The following is an 18,433-nucleotide window of genomic DNA, read 5'->3' as shown; positions in this document are numbered from 1 at the left end:
CAAATGCGTCAGCACCATTCTCCTGTCACGGGCCGCAAGGTCCGCTTCGCGCTCATCGGCTGCGGCCGCATCGCGCAGAACCATTTCGAGGCCGTCAAGAAGCATGCCGACCGGGCGGAACTGGTGGCTGTCGCGGACGTGGACCCGGCGGCGCTGGACGCCGCCGTTGCCAAGACCGGCGCGCGCGGTTTCAAGTCGCTGACCGAGCTGCTCGCGGCCAAGGCCGAGCTCGGCATCGACTGCGTCGTGTTGACGACGCCCAGCGGCCTGCATCCGCGCCAGGCCATAGAGGCTGCCCAGGCTGGCCTGCATGTGATGACCGAGAAGCCGATGGCCACGCGGTGGCAGGATGGCCTGGCCATGGTCAAGGCCTGCGACGACGCCGGTGTGCAACTGTTTGTCGTCAAGCAGAACCGCCGCAATTCGACGCTGCAGCTGCTCAAGCGGGCCGTATCCGAGGGCCGCTTCGGTCGCCTCTACAACATCGCCGTCAATGTGTTCTGGACGCGCCCCCAGGCCTACTACGACAGCGCCGAATGGCGCGGCACCTGGGAGTTCGACGGCGGCGCGTTCATGAACCAGGCCAGCCACTACATCGACCTGCTGGACTGGGTCTGCGGCCCGGTCGAGAGCGTGATGGCCTATACCGGCACGTTGGCGCGCAACATCGAGGTGGAAGACAGCGGCGTGGCCGCGCTGAAGTGGCGCAACGGTGCGATGGGCACCGTCAACGTCAGCATGCTGACCTACCCGAAGAACCTCGAGGGCTCGATCACCCTCCTAGGCGAGAAGGGCTCGGTGCGCGTCGGCGGCGTTGCCGTCAACGAGATCCAGCATTGGGAGTTCGAGACGCCTCACGAGATGGACGCGCAGATCGCCGACGCGAGCTATCAGACCACGTCCGTCTACGGCTTCGGCCACCCGCTCTACTACGACAACGTCATCAACACGCTGCGTGGCGAGGCCCAGGCCGAGACCGATGGCCGCGAGGGCCTGAAGTCCCTGGAGCTGCTGATCGCGATGTATCTGAGCGCCCGCGACGGCAAACGCGTCAACCTGCCGCTGGCCTATTGAAGCCATGGCGACGACCATCCACCCCAGCGCCATCGTGGACGAGGGTGCCCAGCTCGGCGATGGCTGCCGCGTCTGGCACTTCGTGCACATCAGCGCGGGCGCGCGCATCGGCGAGCGCTGCTCATTCGGCCAGAACGTCTATGTCGGTAACGACGTGCTCATCGGCAACAACGTCAAGATCCAGAACAACGTGTCGGTCTATGACGCGGTCACGCTGGAGGATGACGTCTTCTGCGGCCCCAGCATGGTGTTCACCAATGTCTACAACCCGCGCTCGGCCGTCACGCGCAAGGACGAGTACCGCCGCACCCTCGTGAAGCAGGGCGCGACGCTGGGTGCGAACAGCACCATCGTCTGCGGCACGACGGTCGGCCGCCATGCCTTCGTCGGTGCTGGCGCCGTCATCAACCGCGACGTGCCCGACTTCGCGTTGATGGTGGGCGTGCCGGCCCGGCAGGCCGGCTGGATGAGCCGCTTCGGCGAGCGTCTGGAACTGCCGCTGGCAAGCGAGCAGCCCGTCGAAGCCGTCTGCCGCCATACCGGCGACCGCTATCTGCTGAGCGGCCGCCAACTCCAACTGATCGAGAGCTGAATGGACTTCATCGACCTCAAGAGCCAGTACGCGGCTCTGCGCGACAACATCAACGCCCGCATCCAGAAGGTGCTGGATCATGGCCAGTACATCCTCGGCCCCGAGGTCAAGGAGATGGAGCAGGCCCTCGCCGCCTACACCGGCGCCAGGCATTGCATCAGCGTCGCCAGCGGCACCGAGGCCTTGCTGATCGCGCTGATGGCCCTGGACCTGAAGCCCGGCGACGAGGTCATCACCAGCCCCTTCACGTTCGCGGCCACGGCCGAGATGATCGTGCTGGCCGGCGGCGTGCCCGTCTTCGTCGACATCGAGCCCGACACGGCCAACATCGATGCCAGCCTCATCGAAGGCGCGATCACGCCGCGTACCAAGGCCATCATGCCGGTGAGCCTGTACGGCCAGGTGGCCGACATGGACGCCATCAATGGCATCGCGCAGCGCCATGGCCTGGCTGTCATCGAGGACGGCGCCCAGAGCTTCGGCGCCACGTACCGCGGCAGCAAGAGCTGCAATACCTCCACCTTCGGCTGCACCAGCTTCTTCCCCAGCAAGCCCCTGGGCTGCTATGGCGACGGCGGCGCCATCTTCACCAGCGACGACAAGCTGGCCCAGGCCTGCCGCGAGATTCGCACCCACGGCCAGAGCCAGCGCTATCTGCACACGCGTCTGGGCGTGGGCGGTCGCATGGACACGCTGCAATGCGCCGTCGTGCTGGGCAAGCTGGACCGCTTCGAGTGGGAGATCCGCCGCCGCCTGGAGCTGGGCCATGCCTACCGCGCCAAGCTGAGTGCAGCCATCCCGAGCCTGCAACTGCTGGCGGTACGCGACGACCGCGACTGCGTCTGGGCGCAGTACACCGTCTTCGTCGACGACCGCGATGCCGTGCAAGCCCGGCTCAAGGCCGCCGGCGTGCCGACTGCCGTGCACTATCCGCGCCCGCTGCACCACCAGCCAGCCTACGCGCAGTACGCCAAGGCCGAGGACTGTCCGCACAGCATCGCCGCCGCCGCACGCGTGATGAGTCTGCCGATGAGTGCCGACCTGAGCGAGGCCCAGCAGGAACAGGTCGTTGCCGCGCTCAGCGCCGCGCTGGCTTGATTCCTCGCGAATGAAAGCCGGCCATCAAAGCCGGTAATCAGGCGCATGCCGGCGCAGCCACTGCTCCAGCATCATCAGGATCCACACCATCTCGCCGTAATAGCCGGCGTGCTCCTTGAGCCGCTGCGTCAGCAGGCTTTCGACGAACTCCGTGCGAACGATGCCGCGCGCGGCCACGCCGCGCAGCGAGTCGGCGGCCAGCGCGTTCAGCGCCGCGTCTTTCACGGCCCAGGGGCCGAAGGGCAGGCCGAAGCCGTGCTTCTTCTTCGTCAGAATCTCGTCCGGCAGGAAGCCGCGCAGAGCCTCCTTGAAGAACCAGCGCAGCTTCAGCCCCTTGAGCTTGTAGCTGGTCGGCAGCTTCAGCGAGAAGTCCAGCAGCCGCGTGTCCAGCAGCGGGAAGCTGACGTCGATGCCGGCCAGGCCCGTCGTGCCGACGACCTTGGGCAGGTCGTTCTCGGCCAGCGTGTAGCGCCAGTCGAAGGCCAGCATCTGGTTGACGAGGCTGGCTTCGTGCGGGCCGCCGTTCCAGGTGGCGCGCTGGTGCTCGCGCGGGGCGTCGGTGTTGACGGCGGCCAGGAAGGCGGGCGTCAGCACGTCGGCCAGGCCCAGGCGGTCCAGCAGGTTGTAGCTCTGCATGCGGTCCGGCATCGGCACGCGGGCTTGGGCGATATAGCTCGTGCCCTTCTTTAGCAGCGGAATGCGGCCCGCGACCGGGTTGACGAACAGCGGGTTGAGCACGCCGGCGCGCAGCGGCGACGGGATCTGGCTGTAGACGTGGAAGACGCGCTCCTTGGCATAGCGCGTGTTGCCGCCGAAGAGTTCGTCGCCGCCGTCGCCGGCCAGCATGCGGGTGTAGCCATCGGCGCGCGCCTTGCTCGCGCAGTAGAAGGCCGGCACGGCCGAGGAATTGCCGAAGGGTTGGTCGTAGTGGGCCGCGACAGCGGGGATGGCCTTCACGAGATCGGCCGGCGTCACGTAGTACTCGTGGTGGTCGGCGCCGTAAGCCTTGGCGGCGATGCGCGCGTAGGCCATCTCGTCGTAGCCTTCGGCCTCGAAGCCGATGGAATAACTCGCTGGCGGCTTGCCCGTGGCCTCGCCGAGCAGGCCGGCGACGGTGGAGGAATCGGTGCCGCCGCTGAGGAAGCAGGCGGTCTTGCCGTCGGCGCCGAGGCGGCCTTTCACCGCGGCGCGCAGGATGCCGCGGAACTCGTCGCGCAGGGCACCGAAGTCGGGGTTGGCCTGCTCCGTGAAGCGCGGGGTCCAGTAGGGCGCGACGGTCAGCTGGCCGTTCTCGAACAGCGCGTAGTGCGCCGGCGGCAGTCGCAGGATGCCGGTGTAGATGGTGCGCGGCGACGGAATGCAGTGGTGGAAGAGGTAGTCGAAGATGGCCTGCGGGTCCAGCGCCGTGATGCCGAGGCGGCGGGCCAGGTCGTCGGCGCGCGTTGCATAGTGAAGCCGGCCGCCTTGCACCGCATAGCAGAGGCTGTGCACGGCAAAACGGTCGACGGCGAGGTAGCTGCCTCCGCCCGGCAGATCCAGCGCGACAGCGAACTCGCCGCCCACGTCGGCCGCGCAGGCGGCGCCACGCGCGGCATAGGCCTGCCGCCAGGCGGCCAGGGCGTCGGCGGCTTGCGCGGCGAAGCGGGGGAGGCCGGAGGCGAATGGCGTGTCGGGCGGCAGGGCTTGGGCTTGCATGCGAGTCGTTAGGATCAGGACGCAGGATTGTCGGCGGGATGAGGGGTGTTTCGCAGTGTGCGCAGGCGCCGCCAGGCATTGCCAGCGGTCTGGCGCACCAGGCCCACAAGGCCGTGCAGCGTCAAGGGGTCGTAGGCCACCAGACCCAGGCGTTCACGGCGTCGGCTCATCCATTCGGCCTTGTACGGGGCGTCACCGATCAGATAGTCCACCTCCTGGACGCTCTCAAGATCCAACGCCTGTTCCATCAGTAGCGCGGTCAGCAGCGTGCCCGGAGCCAGCGCCTTGTGGGCTTGGTCGTAGGCCAGCTTGTAGATGTTGGCGCGGCCGTTGGCGATGATCCAGAATTGCACCGCCACGGGCTTGTCGTGCAGCCAGGCGATGCCCAGTCGCAGCCAGCCGCGGCGCGCGCACAGGCGGATCAGCCCGGGCACGAAGTCGGGGTAGGGCTCGGGCACCTTCCAGCTGCGGGCATAGACGTCGCGGTAGGCGGCCAGCGCAACCTCAAGCGCGTCGCCGTCGCGCACGACTTCCAGCCGCCCGCCTTCGCTCGCGAACTTCTTGTTCATGCGCTTGATCGTGCTGCGCAACTGGCCGCTGCGGTCCTTCAGGTAGTCGGGCCAGTGCTGGCGCACCGGCTCGTACCAGTTGCCGAACGAAAAGTAGGCATGCGTACTGAGCCCGGCCAGCGTCAGGGCCCGCTTGAGCAGCGCGAACTCGCGCGAGTCCGGGTCCATCGGCGAGAAGCGATAGGCCGCGGCGTCGGCGCCGCCTTGGCGCAGCGCGCGAGTCAGCGGCAGCAGATCTTCGGCCTCGAGGTCGTCATCGAGTGCGGGCGCGTAGATGGCGGTGTAGAAGTTGGACAGCGCGCTGACTTCTCGGCCCAGCGTGCCGGTCTGCGCCACCGTTGGCACGACGGCCAGCACCCGACCCTGGCGCCGCAGCACCAGGATGCGCACCTCATGGAGCCGCGGCTCGCGTGCGTAGACGGTGTCGATGAGGTTGGCGAGCCAGTCCGCGCCGAACTCGACATGGTGCTCCTCGGCCCGATGCAGCAGTGCAATGGCGTCGACCGGCAGTTCCCGCACATGGGCGTAGGTTTCGACGCTGGCACCGCTGCGGCTGACCATGATCGCCGTGTCGACCGGCTGCTTGCCGCGCCGCAGCCAGCCCCGTGTGCTGCGCCTGAGCAACCCGTAAAGGACCGCGAGGCCGTTGTGGCGGTAGACACTGACGTGGTTGATCCAGCGCTGCGAGGTGGACCAGGCCAGCAGGTCGGCCTCCGCATTCGTGTAGAACTCGACGATGCCACCTGGCGCGCGCTTGAACAGGTCTTCCAGCGTACGCAGCAGCAGGATGCGGCCGGGCGCCAGGCGCTCGAAGCGCTCGTGGAAGGCGGTCTTGAGCATGACGGCCATGCCGTCGCGCAGCAGCAGCATGCGCGAGGCCAGCAGCTCCTCACCGAGCCAGAGCTCGTAGATCAGGGCCTCGCCGCGCTGGGCGAAGGTCTGCATCAGTTCGGCGTAGAAGCGACCCTGGGAGTTGTCGTTGCCGATGGCGGTGCCCTCGCGGCCCTTCCATCCGCTGCTCTCCAGCACCGCGTAGCGGTCCACGGCCGTGGCGATGGCTTCGGGTGCACTGATGATGTCCAGCCGCTCGCCGCCGGGCTCGGACTGCAGCCGGCGCAGATAGCGGCGCATGTTCTGGATCAGCTTGCGCGGCCGTTGGGCCCAGTAGTCATCGAAGCCGTTGCGCAGGCTGACGCTCATCGTCAGCGCATGCGGCAGGCTCTGCACGGGCTGGCCGGGCAGTGCGCGCAGGTCGCCGAAGCGCGGGTCGTTGCACAGCAGATCCAGCTCGCCGGCATAGCCCGGCAGTGCGGCCATCAGGCCGCTCAGGTCGGTGTCGGTCGGCACCAGGCTGGGGCCGACCTGGGTCTGCGAGGGCATGAAGCTGGACCAGACGCCCAGGCCGCGCGCGCGCAGGTTGATCAGCAGCATGGCCACGGGTGCCTGGCCGTCGTGCGCCACGGCGAGCTGGACACCGCCGGCGCCGAAATGACGCAGCAGCGCGTCGATGAAACCGCCGTCCAGCATCGCGTGGCCGGCGGTCTGGGCGCGGTTGAGCCGGTCCCAGGCCGCACGGTGCACGCCCAGGCCCTGCTGGGGGTCGATGCTGTGGAGCTGCCAGCACAAAGGGAGGCTCACCGCGGCCTCCTGCGGCACGCGGCCTTGCCTGGCCGACGGCGCCAGGCGTTCGCGGGGCATCCGGTGCCCGGGCCGACTCCCGCCAGGCCGGCGCGGGCTTGCTTGGGAAGGCCTGGCGAGGCGCTCACCGGTGCGTCGGGGTTCAGGAATAGCAGCGTCATCGGCACCCGGCCACCCGGCGGTAGACCTCGAGGTGGCGGCGCCAGCTCTCGCCCCAGCGGAACCCCTGGGCCCAGGCAGCGGCCTGCGCGGCCTTGGCGGCGCGCGCCTCGGCACTCAGCGTTGCCGCCTCGTGCAGCGCGGCAGCCCAGGCGGCCAGGTCCTCGGCCGGCACCAGCGTGGTCAGCGGCCCGACCAGCTCGGCCAGGCTGCCCAGCGGGCTGAAGATGACCGGCGTGCCGGCGGCCTGCGCCTCGACGGCCGGGAAGCCGAAGCCCTCGTAGAGCGTCGGGTAGAGCACGGCGACCGCCGCGCGATAGAGCGCCAGCAGCTCGGCATCGGACAGGAACTCTGCAAACACGACGCGGCCCTGCAGCTCGCGCGGCAGGGCCAGGCGGGCCACCTTGCGCGCATCGGCACCGAAGCCGCAGGCGACTAGCTTCAGCGTTGCATCGGGCTGGGCGGCGAGCGTCTGCAGTGCCCAGTCAAAGCGCTTGCGCTTCATCGGGCCGCCCAGGTAGACCGCAAAGCGCGCACTTGCCAGTTCCGTGGTCAGCGTGGCAGGCAAGCTGCTCGGCGGTGGCTCGAAGTAGGCGGCTTCGATGCCGTGCGGGATGACGCTCAACTTGGGTTCGAGGTCGGGCCAGCGGGCCAGGATGTCGCGCCTGGAGGATTCGCTGATCGTCACGACAGCCGCGCAGCGCCGGAAGGCTGCGGGCATCAGGCGATGCCAGTACCAGTGCTGCCAGCGAGTGGGCGTCTCCGCTTCCCAGGGGATGGTGTCGTGGATGGTGACGACGGCCGGGCACGGCTGCCACCAGGCCATCGTGTTCTCGGCCCAGTGCAACACGTCCAAGCGGTGCGGACCGATGCGCCGCGGCAAGCCGACCTGCTCCCAAAGAGAGAACCGGTCGCCGGGGAAGTCGAAGATGTCGGCCTGCACCTGCTGGTCGCGCGGCAGGTGCATGGGCTTGCTGGCGTTCTGTGCAAACAGTGTCCAGGCCACGCCGTCGGCGGGGCCGGCTTGGCTGCACATCTCAAGCAGGTATTTGCCCATGCCGCGCAGATGCGCGGTGTTGAGGCTGGTGGCGCTGATACCGATCCGCAGCGCCTCAGTCATTGGGCACCCAACGGCGGAACAGCGATTTGGCGAACTTGGTCAGCGTGTGGGTGCGGTAGGGGCCGCTGCGAAGCAGGCCGGCGAAAGTCTTCAGGCCCAGGGCCAGATCACCCTTGGCGGTGTGCGAGTCGGCGAAATTGCACCAGCCACGGTGCTGGAAGCGCTGAAGCGCCACGGGGTCGACGTCGTGGCCGGGGGGCGAGCTCATGCCGAAGCGGCGCAGCAGGTCGGCGCGCATCAGCTCGGTCGTGTTCGTGGCCGGGATGCGGCGCGACAACGAGACCGGGTGCTGGCGGTAGAGCACGAAGGATTCGGCCAGGCGCACGAAGCGATGCCGGGTGCTGGCGCGCACCAGGTATTCCCAGTCGTCGGTCTGCTGGTTGTCGGTCAGAAAGCCGCCCATGCTGTCCCAGGCGCTGCGCCGCCAAAGCACCGATGAGGGCAGGGCATGGTTGTCCAGAATGAGGCGCGGGTAGATCCAGCCGGACAGCGCCTCGTCGACGTGGCCGTTGCGGACCTCCTGGAAGTAGTCGGGCCGTGGCTCCCCTTGCCAGACAGTAAAGGCCGTGTAGCAGAAGTCGTGGTCGGGGCGGGCCTGCAGGGCTTCGAGCTGCAGGCGCAGTTTCTCGGGGTGCCAGAGGTCGTCGGCGTCCAGCAGCGCGACGAACTCAGAGTCCACCTCGGCCATGCCGCGATTGCGCGAACGCGACATGCCGCGGTTCTCCTGCGAGATCACGCGCACGCGGGCATCATCCAGCTCGGCGTTCGCGGCCGTAGCGTCCCTGGAGCCGTCGTTGATGACGGTGACCTGCAGGTCGGGCATGGTCTGGTGCAGCGCCGAGCGCACCGTTTCGGCGATGAAGGCCTCGGCGTTGTAGGCAGGGACGACGATGTTGACGCGGGGCATGGAGCAGGTTCAGGGAGAGGTCTGCGAGGCGGCCGACGCCGCAGGGAGCGGTGCCGACGCGGCTGCGTCCGGCGCTTCAGCCGGGTCAGGTTCCTTCCAACGACCGACCGAGTTCAGCCGGTCGCGCAGCTCCGTGCGGGTCATGCCCAGGGCCATTGCGCGGTGGGCCTGGATCAGCGCCTTGTCGTAGTCCTGCATGTCGAAGTACAGCAGGCCGGCGTTGAAAAGGGTCAGCTGGTTGTCCCCGGCCTGAGTCACGACGTAGTCGAGGAAGCGGTGTGCCTCGTCGAGGCGCTTGTGCTGGATCAGGTAGTTCACGTAGAGCATGCGGAACACGAGATCGTCGGGTGCGAAGTTCATGCCGCGCGCGAAATAGCACTCGACCGTCATGTCGGCACCGTCGGCCTGGTTCGACTTCTCCCGGTCCGCCAGGCGTGCCATGGACATGATGGCGCGCGGATGGTTGGGAAAGACGGCCAGCGTGTAGGCGATGTCCTTGCTGAAGGGACCGGTCGAGCCGTGGGTCAGGTTCTCGACACCACGCGTGAAGTGAACGCTTTCGACAATGTAGAGCTGTGAGGCATGTGCGCTACGGTGATCGAAGGGGCCATAGGTGTTGTGCGTTTCGCCGCAGCCTTCGGGCGGCGGGGCCCGTTTGGAAGGCTGGGCCGCGAGCGGCAGGGCAGCCAAAGCCAGCGCCAGCGCGACGCAGCAGGCCTGGGCAAGCAGGCAGTGGTTCATCGGCTTTCGGCTGTCAGGCATCGTGTCCTCATCCAGTCCAAACAGATGCGGCATAGCGCGCCATGGTCCGCGGTCATCGAGAAGGTGTGATCAGCCGTCGGCAGTTCGTGCAGGTCCAGCGTCGGGCGTGTCAGCAAGCCAAGCCAGGCCGTGGAGGTTCGGGCATGGCCCGCGAACTCCCGGGCAGTGTAGTCATCGCCGCTCAGGATCAGCAGCGCCGGGCCCGCGAAGCCACGCAAGCCGGCAGCCATGCGGTCCTGGAAGCTGCGCGAGTCGGCCTTGGCCTGGCCGGCACCGCGGGCCAGGCGCAGGTTGCTGCCAAGGCCGCGCAGCGCGGCCAGGCCCACGCCGCCCCGCAGCAGCTTGAGCCAGAACTCGGGCTGGCGCAGCCGGCGCCAGTAGTAGTGCTTGACGTGGGTCTGGGCCAGCGTCGCGGCCGAACGCACCCAGGGATTCAGCAGCGCGACGCCCGCGACGCGTGGGTCGTGGGTGGCATCCAGGTAGAGCAGGGAGGCCGAGGCGGCGTCGCACAGGCCCCAGAGGACAACGCGCCTGAGTGCCGGGCGCGCGGCCAGCAAGGCATCGATGGCCGCGGCGATGTCGGTGCCGACGTCGAGGAAGTCGCGCGTCTCGCCGGGGCTGTCACCCATGCTGCGGTAGTCGAAGCGCAAGGCCGCGAAGCCGTTGCCGGCCAGGTTGCGGGCCAGCAGCGTGAACTGGCGATGGCTGCCGACACGGTACTGCGGGCCGCCGACGATGATGAGGACGCCGACGTCGGCGGGCGTGCCGTCGGGTTCGGCCAGGATGCCGACCAACGGTTCCCCCCCGCAGGCAATGCTCAGCACGGATTCGTTCACGCCAGCGCCTCCACGGTGCGGGCGATCAGCGCCGGCGCGAGCTCGATCTCCGCCGTGGCCCAAAAGCTCGGTCCCTGCACGACCTGCGGGCGCACGGTCCAGCCGGTGTCCTGCCAGCCCTTGATGGCCTGCTCGCTGGCCGGCGTCAGCAGGGCGTCCTCGCGTGTGCTGAGCTCCAGCCACTCCACGCGGCCGGGCGCACCGGCCGGGTTGAGCTTGGCGGCCTCGAGGCCGGATGCAAGGGACGGACCGAGCCGATAGCCGGCAATCTCGATCGACCGGCCCGCGGCCAGCTCGGACTTCATCTGTTCCATCAGCCCCTTGCTGGCGCCCGCGGCCATCTCGGCGGCCACCTTGAGGCGCAGGAACTGCTGCAGCGCCAGCTTGCCACTGGTCATCGGCTGCCAGAACAGATAGTTCACTGGCCGGCCCCAGTCGGCCGTGACCAGCAGGCAACCGGCGCGCAGGCCCCAGAGCCACAACGGCGCGTCGTTCGGTGCACGCTCGTCGAGCGCGTGCAGCCCAAGCCTCACATCGGCCTGCCAGTCGGTCCAGGACGCGTCGCCGAAGTCGGCCGACGAATCGCCGCAGCCGCGCAGGTCGATCTGCAGCACGGCATGGCCCGCCTCGGCCAGCGCGCGGCAGGCCAGGGCGGCCGTGCGGCGCGACTTGTTCATCTCCTCGGCGAAGGGGTGCAGGTAGAGCACCCGGCTGCGCGGCTCGCCAGCCGGCGCATGGAACAGGCACAGCCGTTGCTCACCGTCGGCCGGCAGGAAGAAGACGTCGGGTGGGGTGTTCAAGCTGCTCGGGTCTTGCTGCGGTTGAGCCGGTCCTGCAGCGCCTTGAGCCAGGCCCAGCGGTAGGCGGTGAGGTGCATCAGCGGGCGGGATTTGTCGGTCCAGCGCGTGTGCCACTCCATCACGCGGCCGAAGAACTCGATGCGCTTGAAGCGGCCTTCGTCGAACACTGCCTTGAACTCCTCGGCGCGCATCAGCGTCGACGGCGACACCGCCTGATGGGCCTGCTGGTAAGCCGTCTTCAGGATCACCAGGCAGTCGTCCTGATGCACGCACAGGTCCATCGCGACGACTTCGTCACCGAACCAGTAGCGGTAGATGCGGGCCCGGCCCGCGGCCGCCGCGCTTTCCAGCGCCTGCCGGTAGAAGCGCCCCTGGGCGCCGTCCACGGAGATGGCGGTGCCCAGTTCGGCCTTCCAGCCGCTGTTCTCCAACATACCATACTGCTTGATGGCCAGCGCGACCAGTTCGGGTGTGTCGATCATCTCCAGGCGCGGCGTCACGCCGGTGGCCTCGATCTTCTTCAGCTGCTTGCGCGTGTTCTGGCGCAGGTTCTTGCCGCGCCCCTCCCAGTAGGCCTCGAAGCCGTTCTCGACGTCGACCCAGGCCGTGTCAATGTAGTGCTGATGGCGCAGCCGTGCACCGTCGAAAGGCCCCATGTGGGCCAGCGAGTCCAGCTGCGTCAGCCCCACGCCCAAGACCAGCCCGGGCAGAGCGCGCAGCAGCGACTGCAGTGCTGCCTCGAGGTCTTCGTCCGCCGGCAGCAGCACCGGGCCCATCGGCAGCTGAGACGGCTGGAAGCTGTTCCAGCGACCCTTGCCCCGGGGCCGGAGCAGCAACGCCGCGGTCCAGCCGATGTCATCCTCACGGTAGGCCAGCAGCTCTCGGCCTTGGCCGAACTGGTCCAGCAGGCACAACAGGAAATCGCTGCGCAGGAAGGCGTGGGGCAACAGCTTCGCTTGCAGCGCATCCCAGTGGGTGGCCAAGGTGGCCAACTGCTTTGCCGGAACGAGTTTCCAGTCCATCGTTGAAGTTGTTTTCAAGGCCGTCAACTCCTGCGGTAGGTGAGGAGAGCGTCGATCACCCAGTTTCGGTCCTGGTCGCTCATGTCCTGATGGCAATGCAACTGCAGCACATGGTGAGACCAGATTTTTCCCTGGTCGCCGGCCAGATCCGGCACGCCCGGCCACAGCCAGTCCCAGCGCGACACCGGCACGCCCAGCGCTCGCAAGGCCTGATAGGCCGGGTCGGGGTCGTCCACCCAGAGCGGGAAGACATAGGGCGCGCTGTGCTCGGCCAAGGCCGGGAACAGCGGGCGCATGCCCGGCCGGTTGGCCAACGCGGTGGCCATGGCGCGGTAGTGCTGTTGCCGCCGGGCGATGACGCGGCCGCGGGAGGTCAGCAAGGCCGCCCGCGTGGCGGCGCGCGTCGGTGCGCGATGGCACAGCTTCACGTCGATGCGCGCGTAGTCACCCGCCGGGTCGAACCGGGCGGGTTGCGGAGCCGCGCTGGTGGGCGTAGCGCGGCCGCCGCCACGCAGCATCCGTTTGAGCGCCAGCAGCGGGGCCGCCCAGACCCGCCGGAGCCCCAGCTGGCCGTAGCACGCGCTGATCTCTAGGTCGTCCAGCGTCGCCTTCAGCTGGCCCTTCAGACCCACTGGTTCCAGCGGCGCGACGGGCCGGGCCGGCTGTTTGACCAGCAGCAGGCCGCCGTTCTGCGCTGCGAAGAACTTGGGCAGGCTGGCAATGACGACATCGCCGAGCGCGCCCACCGCGCCACCCTCGCCCTGTCCGAACATGGCGTGCGCGCAGTCTTCCAGCATCAGCACGCCGCGGCGCTGGCACCAGGCGCGCAGGTCGCGCAAGTCCAGCGGCAGGCCGAAGAAATGGGCGACGCACAGTACGCGTGTGTCGGCCGGCGCATGCTGCTCCAGCCAGTCCAGGCTGGGGCGGCCGTCGGCGGCTATTGGGTAGAAGCCCAGCCGGTGCCCCAGCGTCAGTACCGGCGACACCATGGTGGGGCAGTGGTAGCTGGGCACCAGCACGCGCTGGTCCGGGCTGAGCGCCAGGCTTTCCAGGCCCAGCAGGATGGCCGCGCGGCCACTGCTGGTCAGCAGCGCGCCGGGCCGGTCGAGCAGGCAGGGCAGGGCCGGGGAGCCTGTGTCGACCTGGCAGTTGTGCGGGCCCGGCACGGGATTCCGGGGGACCGAACGGGGATTGCTGGCGTCGACGTTCATTCGCAGGCTCTGGCCGCTCAGGTCCGGGCGGCCACGAAGTCCGCCAGCGAGCCCACGGTGGCGAAGGTGTCGCCGTCGATGTCGTCATCGTCGACGGCCAGGCCCAGTTGCTCCTCCATCGCGGTGATCAGGCTGACCACGGCCATCGAGTCCAGCTCGGGCAGGGCGCCGAGCAGGGCGGTGTCGCGGGTGAAGGTCTGGGCGCGGCCGTTCAGGCTGAGCACGTCATCGAGAAGCCTCAGCACGTGGCCGAGAACCTGGGCGTTTTCCATCGGGTGCGTCCAAAAAGCAAGCGCGGCAGTTTAGCCTCCGGCCCCCTTGCCTCCGGGGGCAGCCACCCCTTGGCCTCGGGGTCGCGTGAGATACTTTTTTCACTCTCAACGCCTGTTTTGCGGCCGCGCCTTCATGCCCGAATCGACCCTGCTGAACGAGTTGGTGGCCGTTGCCGCCGAGCGCACGCCCGGCGCCCCGGCGCTGACCTATGGTGCGGCGACGCTGAGCTATGGCGAACTGGACGCCGCCGTGCGCGGCTTCGCCAGCGGCCTGATGCAGCTGGGCCTGGGCCGCGGCGAGCGCGTAGCCATCTATCTGGAGAAGCGTTTCGAGACGGTCGTCGCCAGCTTCGGCGCGCCGGCGGCCGGCGGCGTCTTCGTGCCGCTGAACCCGCTGCTCAAGCCCGAGCAGGTGGGCTTCATCCTGCGCGACTGCGATGTGCGCGTGCTCGTCACCTCGCCCGAGCGCCTGGCCCAACTCGGCGACGTGCTGACCCAGTGCCCCTCGCTGCGCCATGTCGTGCTGACCGGCGGTTCGGGTTCGGCGCCGGTGCCGCTGCACGACTGGGCGGCCCTGCTCGCCGCGCCGGCCCGCGCCGGTCATCGCGTCATCGACACCGACATGGCGGCCATCCTCTACACCTCGGGTTCGACGGGCCGGCCCAAGGGCGTCGTGCTGTCCCACCGCAACATGGTGGCCGGCGGCAAGAGCGTGGCCGGCTACCTGGAGAACCGCGCCAGCGACACGCTGCTGGCCGCGCTGCCGCTGTCATTCGACGCCGGCTTCAGCCAGCTCACGACGGCCTTCCACAGTGGCGCCCGCGTCGTGCTGCTGAACTATCTGCTGCCCCGCGACGTGCTCAAGGCCATGGAGCGCGAGAAGGTCACGGGGCTGACGGCCGTGCCGCCGCTCTACATCCAGCTGACCCAGCTGGAATGGCCGGCCGCCATCGACCAGCATCTGCGCTATTTCGCCAACACCGGCGGGCGCATGCCGCGCGCGACGCTGGATGCCTTGCGGAGCAAGGCGCCATCGGCCCAGCCATTCCTGATGTATGGCCTGACCGAGGCCTTCCGCTCCACCTATCTGCCGCCTGCCGAGGTCGACCGCCGGCCCGACTCCATCGGCAAGGCCATCCCGAACGCCGAGATCCTCGTGCTGCGCGAGGACGGCACGGAATGCGCGGCCGACGAGCCCGGCGAGCTGGTGCACCGCGGCGCGCTGGTGGGCCTGGGCTACTGGAACGATGCCGAGAAGACGGCCGAGCGCTACAAGCCCCTGCCGGTCGGCGTGGGTGGCCGTGAGGGCGGGCTGCAGCTGCCCGAGTTCGCCGTGTTCTCCGGCGACACGGTGCGCCGCGACGCCGAGGGCTTCCTGTACTTTGTTGGCCGTCGTGACGAGATGATGAAGACCTCGGGCTACCGCGTCAGCCCCACCGAGGTCGAGGAGATTCTGTACGCGACCGGCCTGGTCGGCGAATGCGTGGCCTTCGGCGTCGACCATGACACGCTGGGCCAGGCCATCCAGGTCATCGCGACGCCGCCCGAGGGCGCTGCCGGGCTGGACCTGGCCGCGCTGGCCGCCGCCTGCAAGGCCCGCATGCCGGCCTATATGGTGCCGCACGGCATCCAGGCCCGCAGCGGCCCGCTGCCGCGCAACCCCAATGGCAAGATCGACCGCAAGACACTCTCGACCGAATGGGTCGAGCGCCACGCCGCATGAGCGATACCACTCCCCCGAAGCGTGTGCTGGAGCACGCGCCCGTACTGTTCTCGCGTGATGCCAGCGGCGAGCTGCTGGTCGGCGGCCAGCGCCTGTCGGTGCTGGCCGAGCGCGTCGGCCAGACGCCTTTCTACGCCTATGACCGCGGGCTGTTGAAGGCCCGCGTCGCGGAGCTGCGCGCCGCGCTGCCGGCAGGGCTGGAGCTGCACTACGCGATGAAGGCCAACCCGATGCCGGCCCTCGTGCAGCTGATGGCCGGACTGGTCGATGGCATCGACGTGGCCTCGGCGGGCGAGCTGCAGGTGGCGCTGAATGCCGGCGCCGATCCGCACGAGATCAGCTTCGCCGGCCCCGGCAAGCGCGACATCGAGCTGGGCCAGGCGGTGGCGGCCGGCGTGCTCGTCAATGTCGAGACGGCGCGCGAGCTCAAGGTGCTGGCCGCGGCCTCGCAGCGCCTGGGCCTGCCGGCCCGCGTCGCCCTGCGCGTGAACCCCGACTTCGAACTCAAGGGCTCAGGCATGCGCATGAGCGGCGGGCCGAAGCAGTTCGGCATCGATGCCGAGACGGTGCCCGAGGTGCTGGCCCAGGTCGGCGCGCTGGCCGGCGACGGGCTCGCCTTCGAAGGCTTCCACCTGTTCGCCGGCTCGCAGAACCTGAAGGCCGAGGCCATCTGCGAGGCGCAGCTGAAGAGCTACGAACTGGCCCTGCGCCTGGCCGAATCGGCCCCGGCGCCGGTGCGCTTCCTGAACCTGGGCGGCGGCTTCGGCATTCCCTATTTCCCGGGCGAGACGCGGCTGGATCTGGCGCCCATCGCGGCCAACCTGGCGGCGCTGCAGCAGCGGGCGAGGGCCGACCTGCCGCAAGCCAGGCTGGTCATCGAGCTGGGCCGCTATTTCGTCGGCGAGGCCGGCGTCTACGTCAGCCGCCTCGTCGACCGCAAGGTCTCGCGCGGCCAGGTCTTCCTGGTGGCCGATGGCGGCCTGCACCACCATCTGTCGGCGTCCGGCAACTTCGGCCAGGTGCTGCGCAAGAACTACCCGGCCTCCGTCGAGCCGCAGGGCCGGCAGGAGGCGTCCACCGAGGCTGCCAGCGTCGTCGGCCCGCTGTGCACGCCGCTGGACCTGCTGGCCGACCGCATGGAGATGGCCAGGGGCGAGATCGGCGACCTGACGGTCGTCTACCAGAGCGGTGCCTATGGCCGCAGTGCCAGCCCCGAGGGCTTCCTGGGCCACCCGGCCTGCGTCGAGGTGCTGGTCTAAGCCGAACTTTGGCGCCTCTGCGAACGTAAGTCGGCGCCCCGCTTGAACTTTGCGTTCGCGGGGTGGGCGGCTACTGGGTACAGGCCGGGTTCAGGCCGAGCAACTCGAAGGCCTTGGCCTGCAGAGGTGTGGGCCGCGTGGTGAGGACGATCTGGGCCTCGGGGTTAAGCGTGGTGTGAGTGACGTTGTAGGCCAAGGTCCCGAGGTCTTGCAGCAGCGTCCTGAAGCTGTGTAGCGGCAGCCCGTCCTCGGCCGTCTTGCTCGCATCCTTGGCCTTGGCCTGCTCGGAGCGAACCGCCTTGAGCACGGGCGAGGCACGGCTGGCGCTGGCCTCGTCGAGGTGCTCGTCGTCGAAGAGCATGGGCTTGAGCCGCGCCCGCATGTGCCACTCAACGTAGTAGGCGAGCATGCACAGGAATACGTGAGCCCGCACACGCTGGGCGTTGTAGTGGAAGACCGGACGCACATGCAGGTCCACCGTCTTGATCGAGCGGAACGCCCGCTCCACATGCGACAGGCTCTTGTAGGCGGCCACCGCCGCGGCGGCATCGAGCTGCTGGGCCGACACGCTGGTGCGGATCACGTACAGGCCATCGAGCGCGGCCTCCTGCGCAATCGCGTCGTTGCGGCGCTGCCAGGTGAGCGTGTCGTCGGTGATCGACAGCTCGATGTGCTTGGCCATGTGGAAGCGCTCGATCACGCGGCCCACGCGCAAGGCGATGGCCTGCTCGCCGCGCAGCGGCTGGCGCTCGCGCCGCGTGGCCGCGGCGATCTTGGCCAGATCGGCCTCGGTGGCGGCGAGCAGCTCGCCTCGCTTGCGGGCGCGCTCCTCGGCCAGCAGCGGGTTGCGGCACACCACCAGGCGCTCGCCGGGGAAGTGCTCGCTGGTGAGCTCCAGCAGGTTGCGCTCGTCGAACAGCGAGGGCTGCAAGGGCCCGTGCTCGGCGGCCAGTTGTGCGATCTGGGGGCTGCGCAGACTGCTCACCCAATCCATGCCCTGGGGCTTGAGCACTTGCTCGATGCGAGCCGAGGTCAGCATGCCGCGGTCACCCGCCCAGACGATGTGCTGGATGCCGAAACGCTCGCGCAGCTTGGCCACCTGCGCGGCCACGGTGGCCGGATCGGCGGTGTTGCCGGGGAACACCTCCACCGCGATCGGGCAGCCCTGGCCCGTGCAGATCAGGCCGAAGACGATCTGCGGATCGTCGCGCTTGCCATCGCGCGAGTGCCCGCGCGCGGCCAGCTCGCAGCAGCGCCCCGTCAGCCAGGTCGAGGTCAGGTCGTACAGCACCAGGGTCGAGCCCAGCAGGTGCTGGCGCGCCAGGCGCCGCTCGATCATTGGCTGCGCGTCGTGCAGCCAATCCAGCGCCGCATACAGCTCCTCGGCGCGGCACTGGCCGACCCCGAGCACGCGGCCCAGCGACGAGTTCGCGGTGTCGTCGTGCAACAGGCGGTGGGTGGCCAGCTTGGAGGCTGGCGCGATCACGCGCGCGACCAGCAGGGCCATCAGCAGCGGCTGCAGCTCCTTGGGGGCTGAGGCGAACCAGCCCGGGGCCCCCGCGCCGCGTGCGCAGCCCAGCACCGCGGCCACATGGCCATGGGGCAGGCTGCGCTCGACGCTGAAGACCGCCTCGGCGCTGGGCACGGCGACCCCGCCGCGCAGTAGCAGCTTCAGGCCCTCGATCACCTCGGTGGG

The 18,433-nt window shown here is 69.1% G+C and carries 16 protein-coding genes; 5 read left to right on the top strand and 11 right to left on the bottom strand.

The window, feature by feature from the left end; translation table 11 throughout:
• Positions 1-3: 3 nt before the first annotated feature.
• From EV671_RS23065 to EV671_RS23055, 3 genes are read left to right on the top strand one after another with little or no spacing between them, the layout of a single operon-like run.
• Positions 4-1,074, top strand: coding sequence for a Gfo/Idh/MocA family protein (locus tag EV671_RS23065; RefSeq protein WP_132576281.1), 1,071 nt, complete (start codon positions 4-6; stop codon positions 1,072-1,074).
• 4 nt (positions 1,075-1,078) lie between these two features.
• The gene (locus EV671_RS23060) at positions 1,079-1,666 is read left to right on the top strand and encodes an acyltransferase (RefSeq protein ID WP_132576262.1); all 588 of its coding nucleotides are present in this window, start codon (positions 1,079-1,081) and stop codon (positions 1,664-1,666) included.
• On the top strand, positions 1,667-2,764 hold the full coding sequence (locus tag EV671_RS23055; RefSeq protein WP_132576260.1) for a DegT/DnrJ/EryC1/StrS family aminotransferase: 1,098 nt from the start codon (positions 1,667-1,669) through the stop codon (positions 2,762-2,764).
• Positions 2,765-2,788: 24 nt separating this feature from the next.
• On the opposite strand, the gene EV671_RS23050 is transcribed toward EV671_RS23055, so the two are convergent.
• The 10 genes from EV671_RS23050 to EV671_RS23005 all read right to left on the bottom strand — a co-directional run bounded on the left by EV671_RS23050 (position 2,789) and on the right by EV671_RS23005 (position 13,755).
• Positions 2,789-4,459, bottom strand: coding sequence for an asparagine synthetase B family protein (locus tag EV671_RS23050; protein ID WP_132576258.1), 1,671 nt, complete (start codon positions 4,457-4,459; stop codon positions 2,789-2,791).
• A 14-nt stretch (positions 4,460-4,473) separates the two neighbouring features.
• Positions 4,474-6,666 carry a GNAT family N-acetyltransferase gene (locus tag EV671_RS23045; RefSeq protein WP_165917693.1) on the bottom strand — a complete coding sequence of 731 codons (2,193 nt, stop codon included), beginning with the start codon at positions 6,664-6,666 and terminating at the stop codon, positions 4,474-4,476.
• A gap of 157 nt (positions 6,667-6,823) precedes the next feature.
• Positions 6,824-7,945 carry a glycosyltransferase family 4 protein gene (locus EV671_RS23040; RefSeq protein WP_132576254.1) on the bottom strand — a complete coding sequence of 374 codons (1,122 nt, stop codon included), beginning with the start codon at positions 7,943-7,945 and terminating at the stop codon, positions 6,824-6,826.
• The gene (locus EV671_RS23035) at positions 7,938-8,852 is read right to left on the bottom strand and encodes a glycosyltransferase family 2 protein (protein ID WP_132576252.1); all 915 of its coding nucleotides are present in this window, start codon (positions 8,850-8,852) and stop codon (positions 7,938-7,940) included. Before EV671_RS23035 ends, EV671_RS23040 begins: the two co-directional genes overlap by 8 nt.
• Positions 8,853-8,861: 9 nt before the next feature.
• Entirely contained in the window at positions 8,862-9,647 is a 786-nt protein-coding gene (locus EV671_RS23030; protein ID WP_132576249.1) for a tetratricopeptide repeat protein, read from the bottom strand.
• On the bottom strand, positions 9,590-10,450 hold the full coding sequence (locus tag EV671_RS23025; RefSeq protein WP_132576247.1) for a hydrolase 1, exosortase A system-associated: 861 nt from the start codon (positions 10,448-10,450) through the stop codon (positions 9,590-9,592). Before EV671_RS23025 ends, EV671_RS23030 begins: the two co-directional genes overlap by 58 nt.
• Positions 10,447-11,250, bottom strand: coding sequence for a hydrolase 2, exosortase A system-associated (locus EV671_RS23020; protein WP_132576245.1), 804 nt, complete (start codon positions 11,248-11,250; stop codon positions 10,447-10,449). The genes EV671_RS23025 and EV671_RS23020 overlap by 4 nt, the downstream gene beginning before the upstream one ends.
• Positions 11,247-12,272, bottom strand: a complete 1,026-nt coding sequence (locus tag EV671_RS23015) for a GNAT family N-acetyltransferase (RefSeq protein ID WP_132576243.1) — start codon at positions 12,270-12,272, stop codon at positions 11,247-11,249. Before EV671_RS23015 ends, EV671_RS23020 begins: the two co-directional genes overlap by 4 nt.
• Before the next feature lie 23 nt (positions 12,273-12,295).
• Positions 12,296-13,483, bottom strand: coding sequence for a DegT/DnrJ/EryC1/StrS family aminotransferase (locus EV671_RS23010; protein WP_132576241.1), 1,188 nt, complete (start codon positions 13,481-13,483; stop codon positions 12,296-12,298).
• Between the two features lie 17 nt (positions 13,484-13,500).
• On the bottom strand, positions 13,501-13,755 hold the full coding sequence (locus tag EV671_RS23005) for an acyl carrier protein (RefSeq protein WP_132576239.1): 255 nt from the start codon (positions 13,753-13,755) through the stop codon (positions 13,501-13,503).
• Between the two features lie 133 nt (positions 13,756-13,888).
• Here EV671_RS23005 and EV671_RS23000 point away from each other — a divergent pair, with 133 nt between their 5' ends.
• A complete protein-coding gene (locus tag EV671_RS23000; protein WP_132576237.1) occupies positions 13,889-15,478 on the top strand; it encodes an acyl-CoA ligase (AMP-forming), exosortase A system-associated in 1,590 nt (529 codons plus the stop codon).
• On the top strand, positions 15,475-16,737 hold the full coding sequence (locus tag EV671_RS22995) for a pyridoxal-dependent decarboxylase, exosortase A system-associated (RefSeq protein WP_132576235.1): 1,263 nt from the start codon (positions 15,475-15,477) through the stop codon (positions 16,735-16,737). The genes EV671_RS23000 and EV671_RS22995 overlap by 4 nt, the downstream gene beginning before the upstream one ends.
• 70 nt (positions 16,738-16,807) lie before the next feature.
• Here EV671_RS22995 and EV671_RS22990 read toward each other — a convergent pair.
• Positions 16,808-18,433, bottom strand: a 1,626-nt coding sequence (locus EV671_RS22990) for an IS1634 family transposase (RefSeq protein WP_132576233.1), incomplete at its 5' end; no start/stop codon positions are given.

Origin of the sequence: Roseateles saccharophilus (genome assembly GCF_004342485.1) — a bacterium.
Classification (GTDB): Bacteria; Pseudomonadota; Gammaproteobacteria; order Burkholderiales; family Burkholderiaceae_C; genus Pelomonas; species Pelomonas saccharophila.
Note: the sequence above shows the minus strand (reverse complement) of the source record. Positions and strands in the feature narration are given on the sequence as shown.

Coding starts and splice junctions, on each gene's coding strand:
- EV671_RS23065 (WP_132576281.1), top strand. CDS start 4: ATGCGTCAGCACCATTCTCCTGTCACGGGCCGCAAGGTCCGCTTCGCG.
- EV671_RS23060 (WP_132576262.1), top strand. CDS start 1,079: ATGGCGACGACCATCCACCCCAGCGCCATCGTGGACGAGGGTGCCCAG.
- EV671_RS23055 (WP_132576260.1), top strand. CDS start 1,667: ATGGACTTCATCGACCTCAAGAGCCAGTACGCGGCTCTGCGCGACAAC.
- EV671_RS23050 (WP_132576258.1), bottom strand. CDS start 4,459: ATGCAAGCCCAAGCCCTGCCGCCCGACACGCCATTCGCCTCCGGCCTC.
- EV671_RS23040 (WP_132576254.1), bottom strand. CDS start 7,945: ATGACTGAGGCGCTGCGGATCGGTATCAGCGCCACCAGCCTCAACACC.
- EV671_RS23035 (WP_132576252.1), bottom strand. CDS start 8,852: ATGCCCCGCGTCAACATCGTCGTCCCTGCCTACAACGCCGAGGCCTTC.
- EV671_RS23030 (WP_132576249.1), bottom strand. CDS start 9,647: ATGCCGCATCTGTTTGGACTGGATGAGGACACGATGCCTGACAGCCGA.
- EV671_RS23015 (WP_132576243.1), bottom strand. CDS start 12,272: ATGGACTGGAAACTCGTTCCGGCAAAGCAGTTGGCCACCTTGGCCACC.
- EV671_RS23010 (WP_132576241.1), bottom strand. CDS start 13,483: ATGAACGTCGACGCCAGCAATCCCCGTTCGGTCCCCCGGAATCCCGTG.
- EV671_RS23005 (WP_132576239.1), bottom strand. CDS start 13,755: ATGGAAAACGCCCAGGTTCTCGGCCACGTGCTGAGGCTTCTCGATGAC.
- EV671_RS23000 (WP_132576237.1), top strand. CDS start 13,889: ATGCCCGAATCGACCCTGCTGAACGAGTTGGTGGCCGTTGCCGCCGAG.
- EV671_RS22995 (WP_132576235.1), top strand. CDS start 15,475: ATGAGCGATACCACTCCCCCGAAGCGTGTGCTGGAGCACGCGCCCGTA.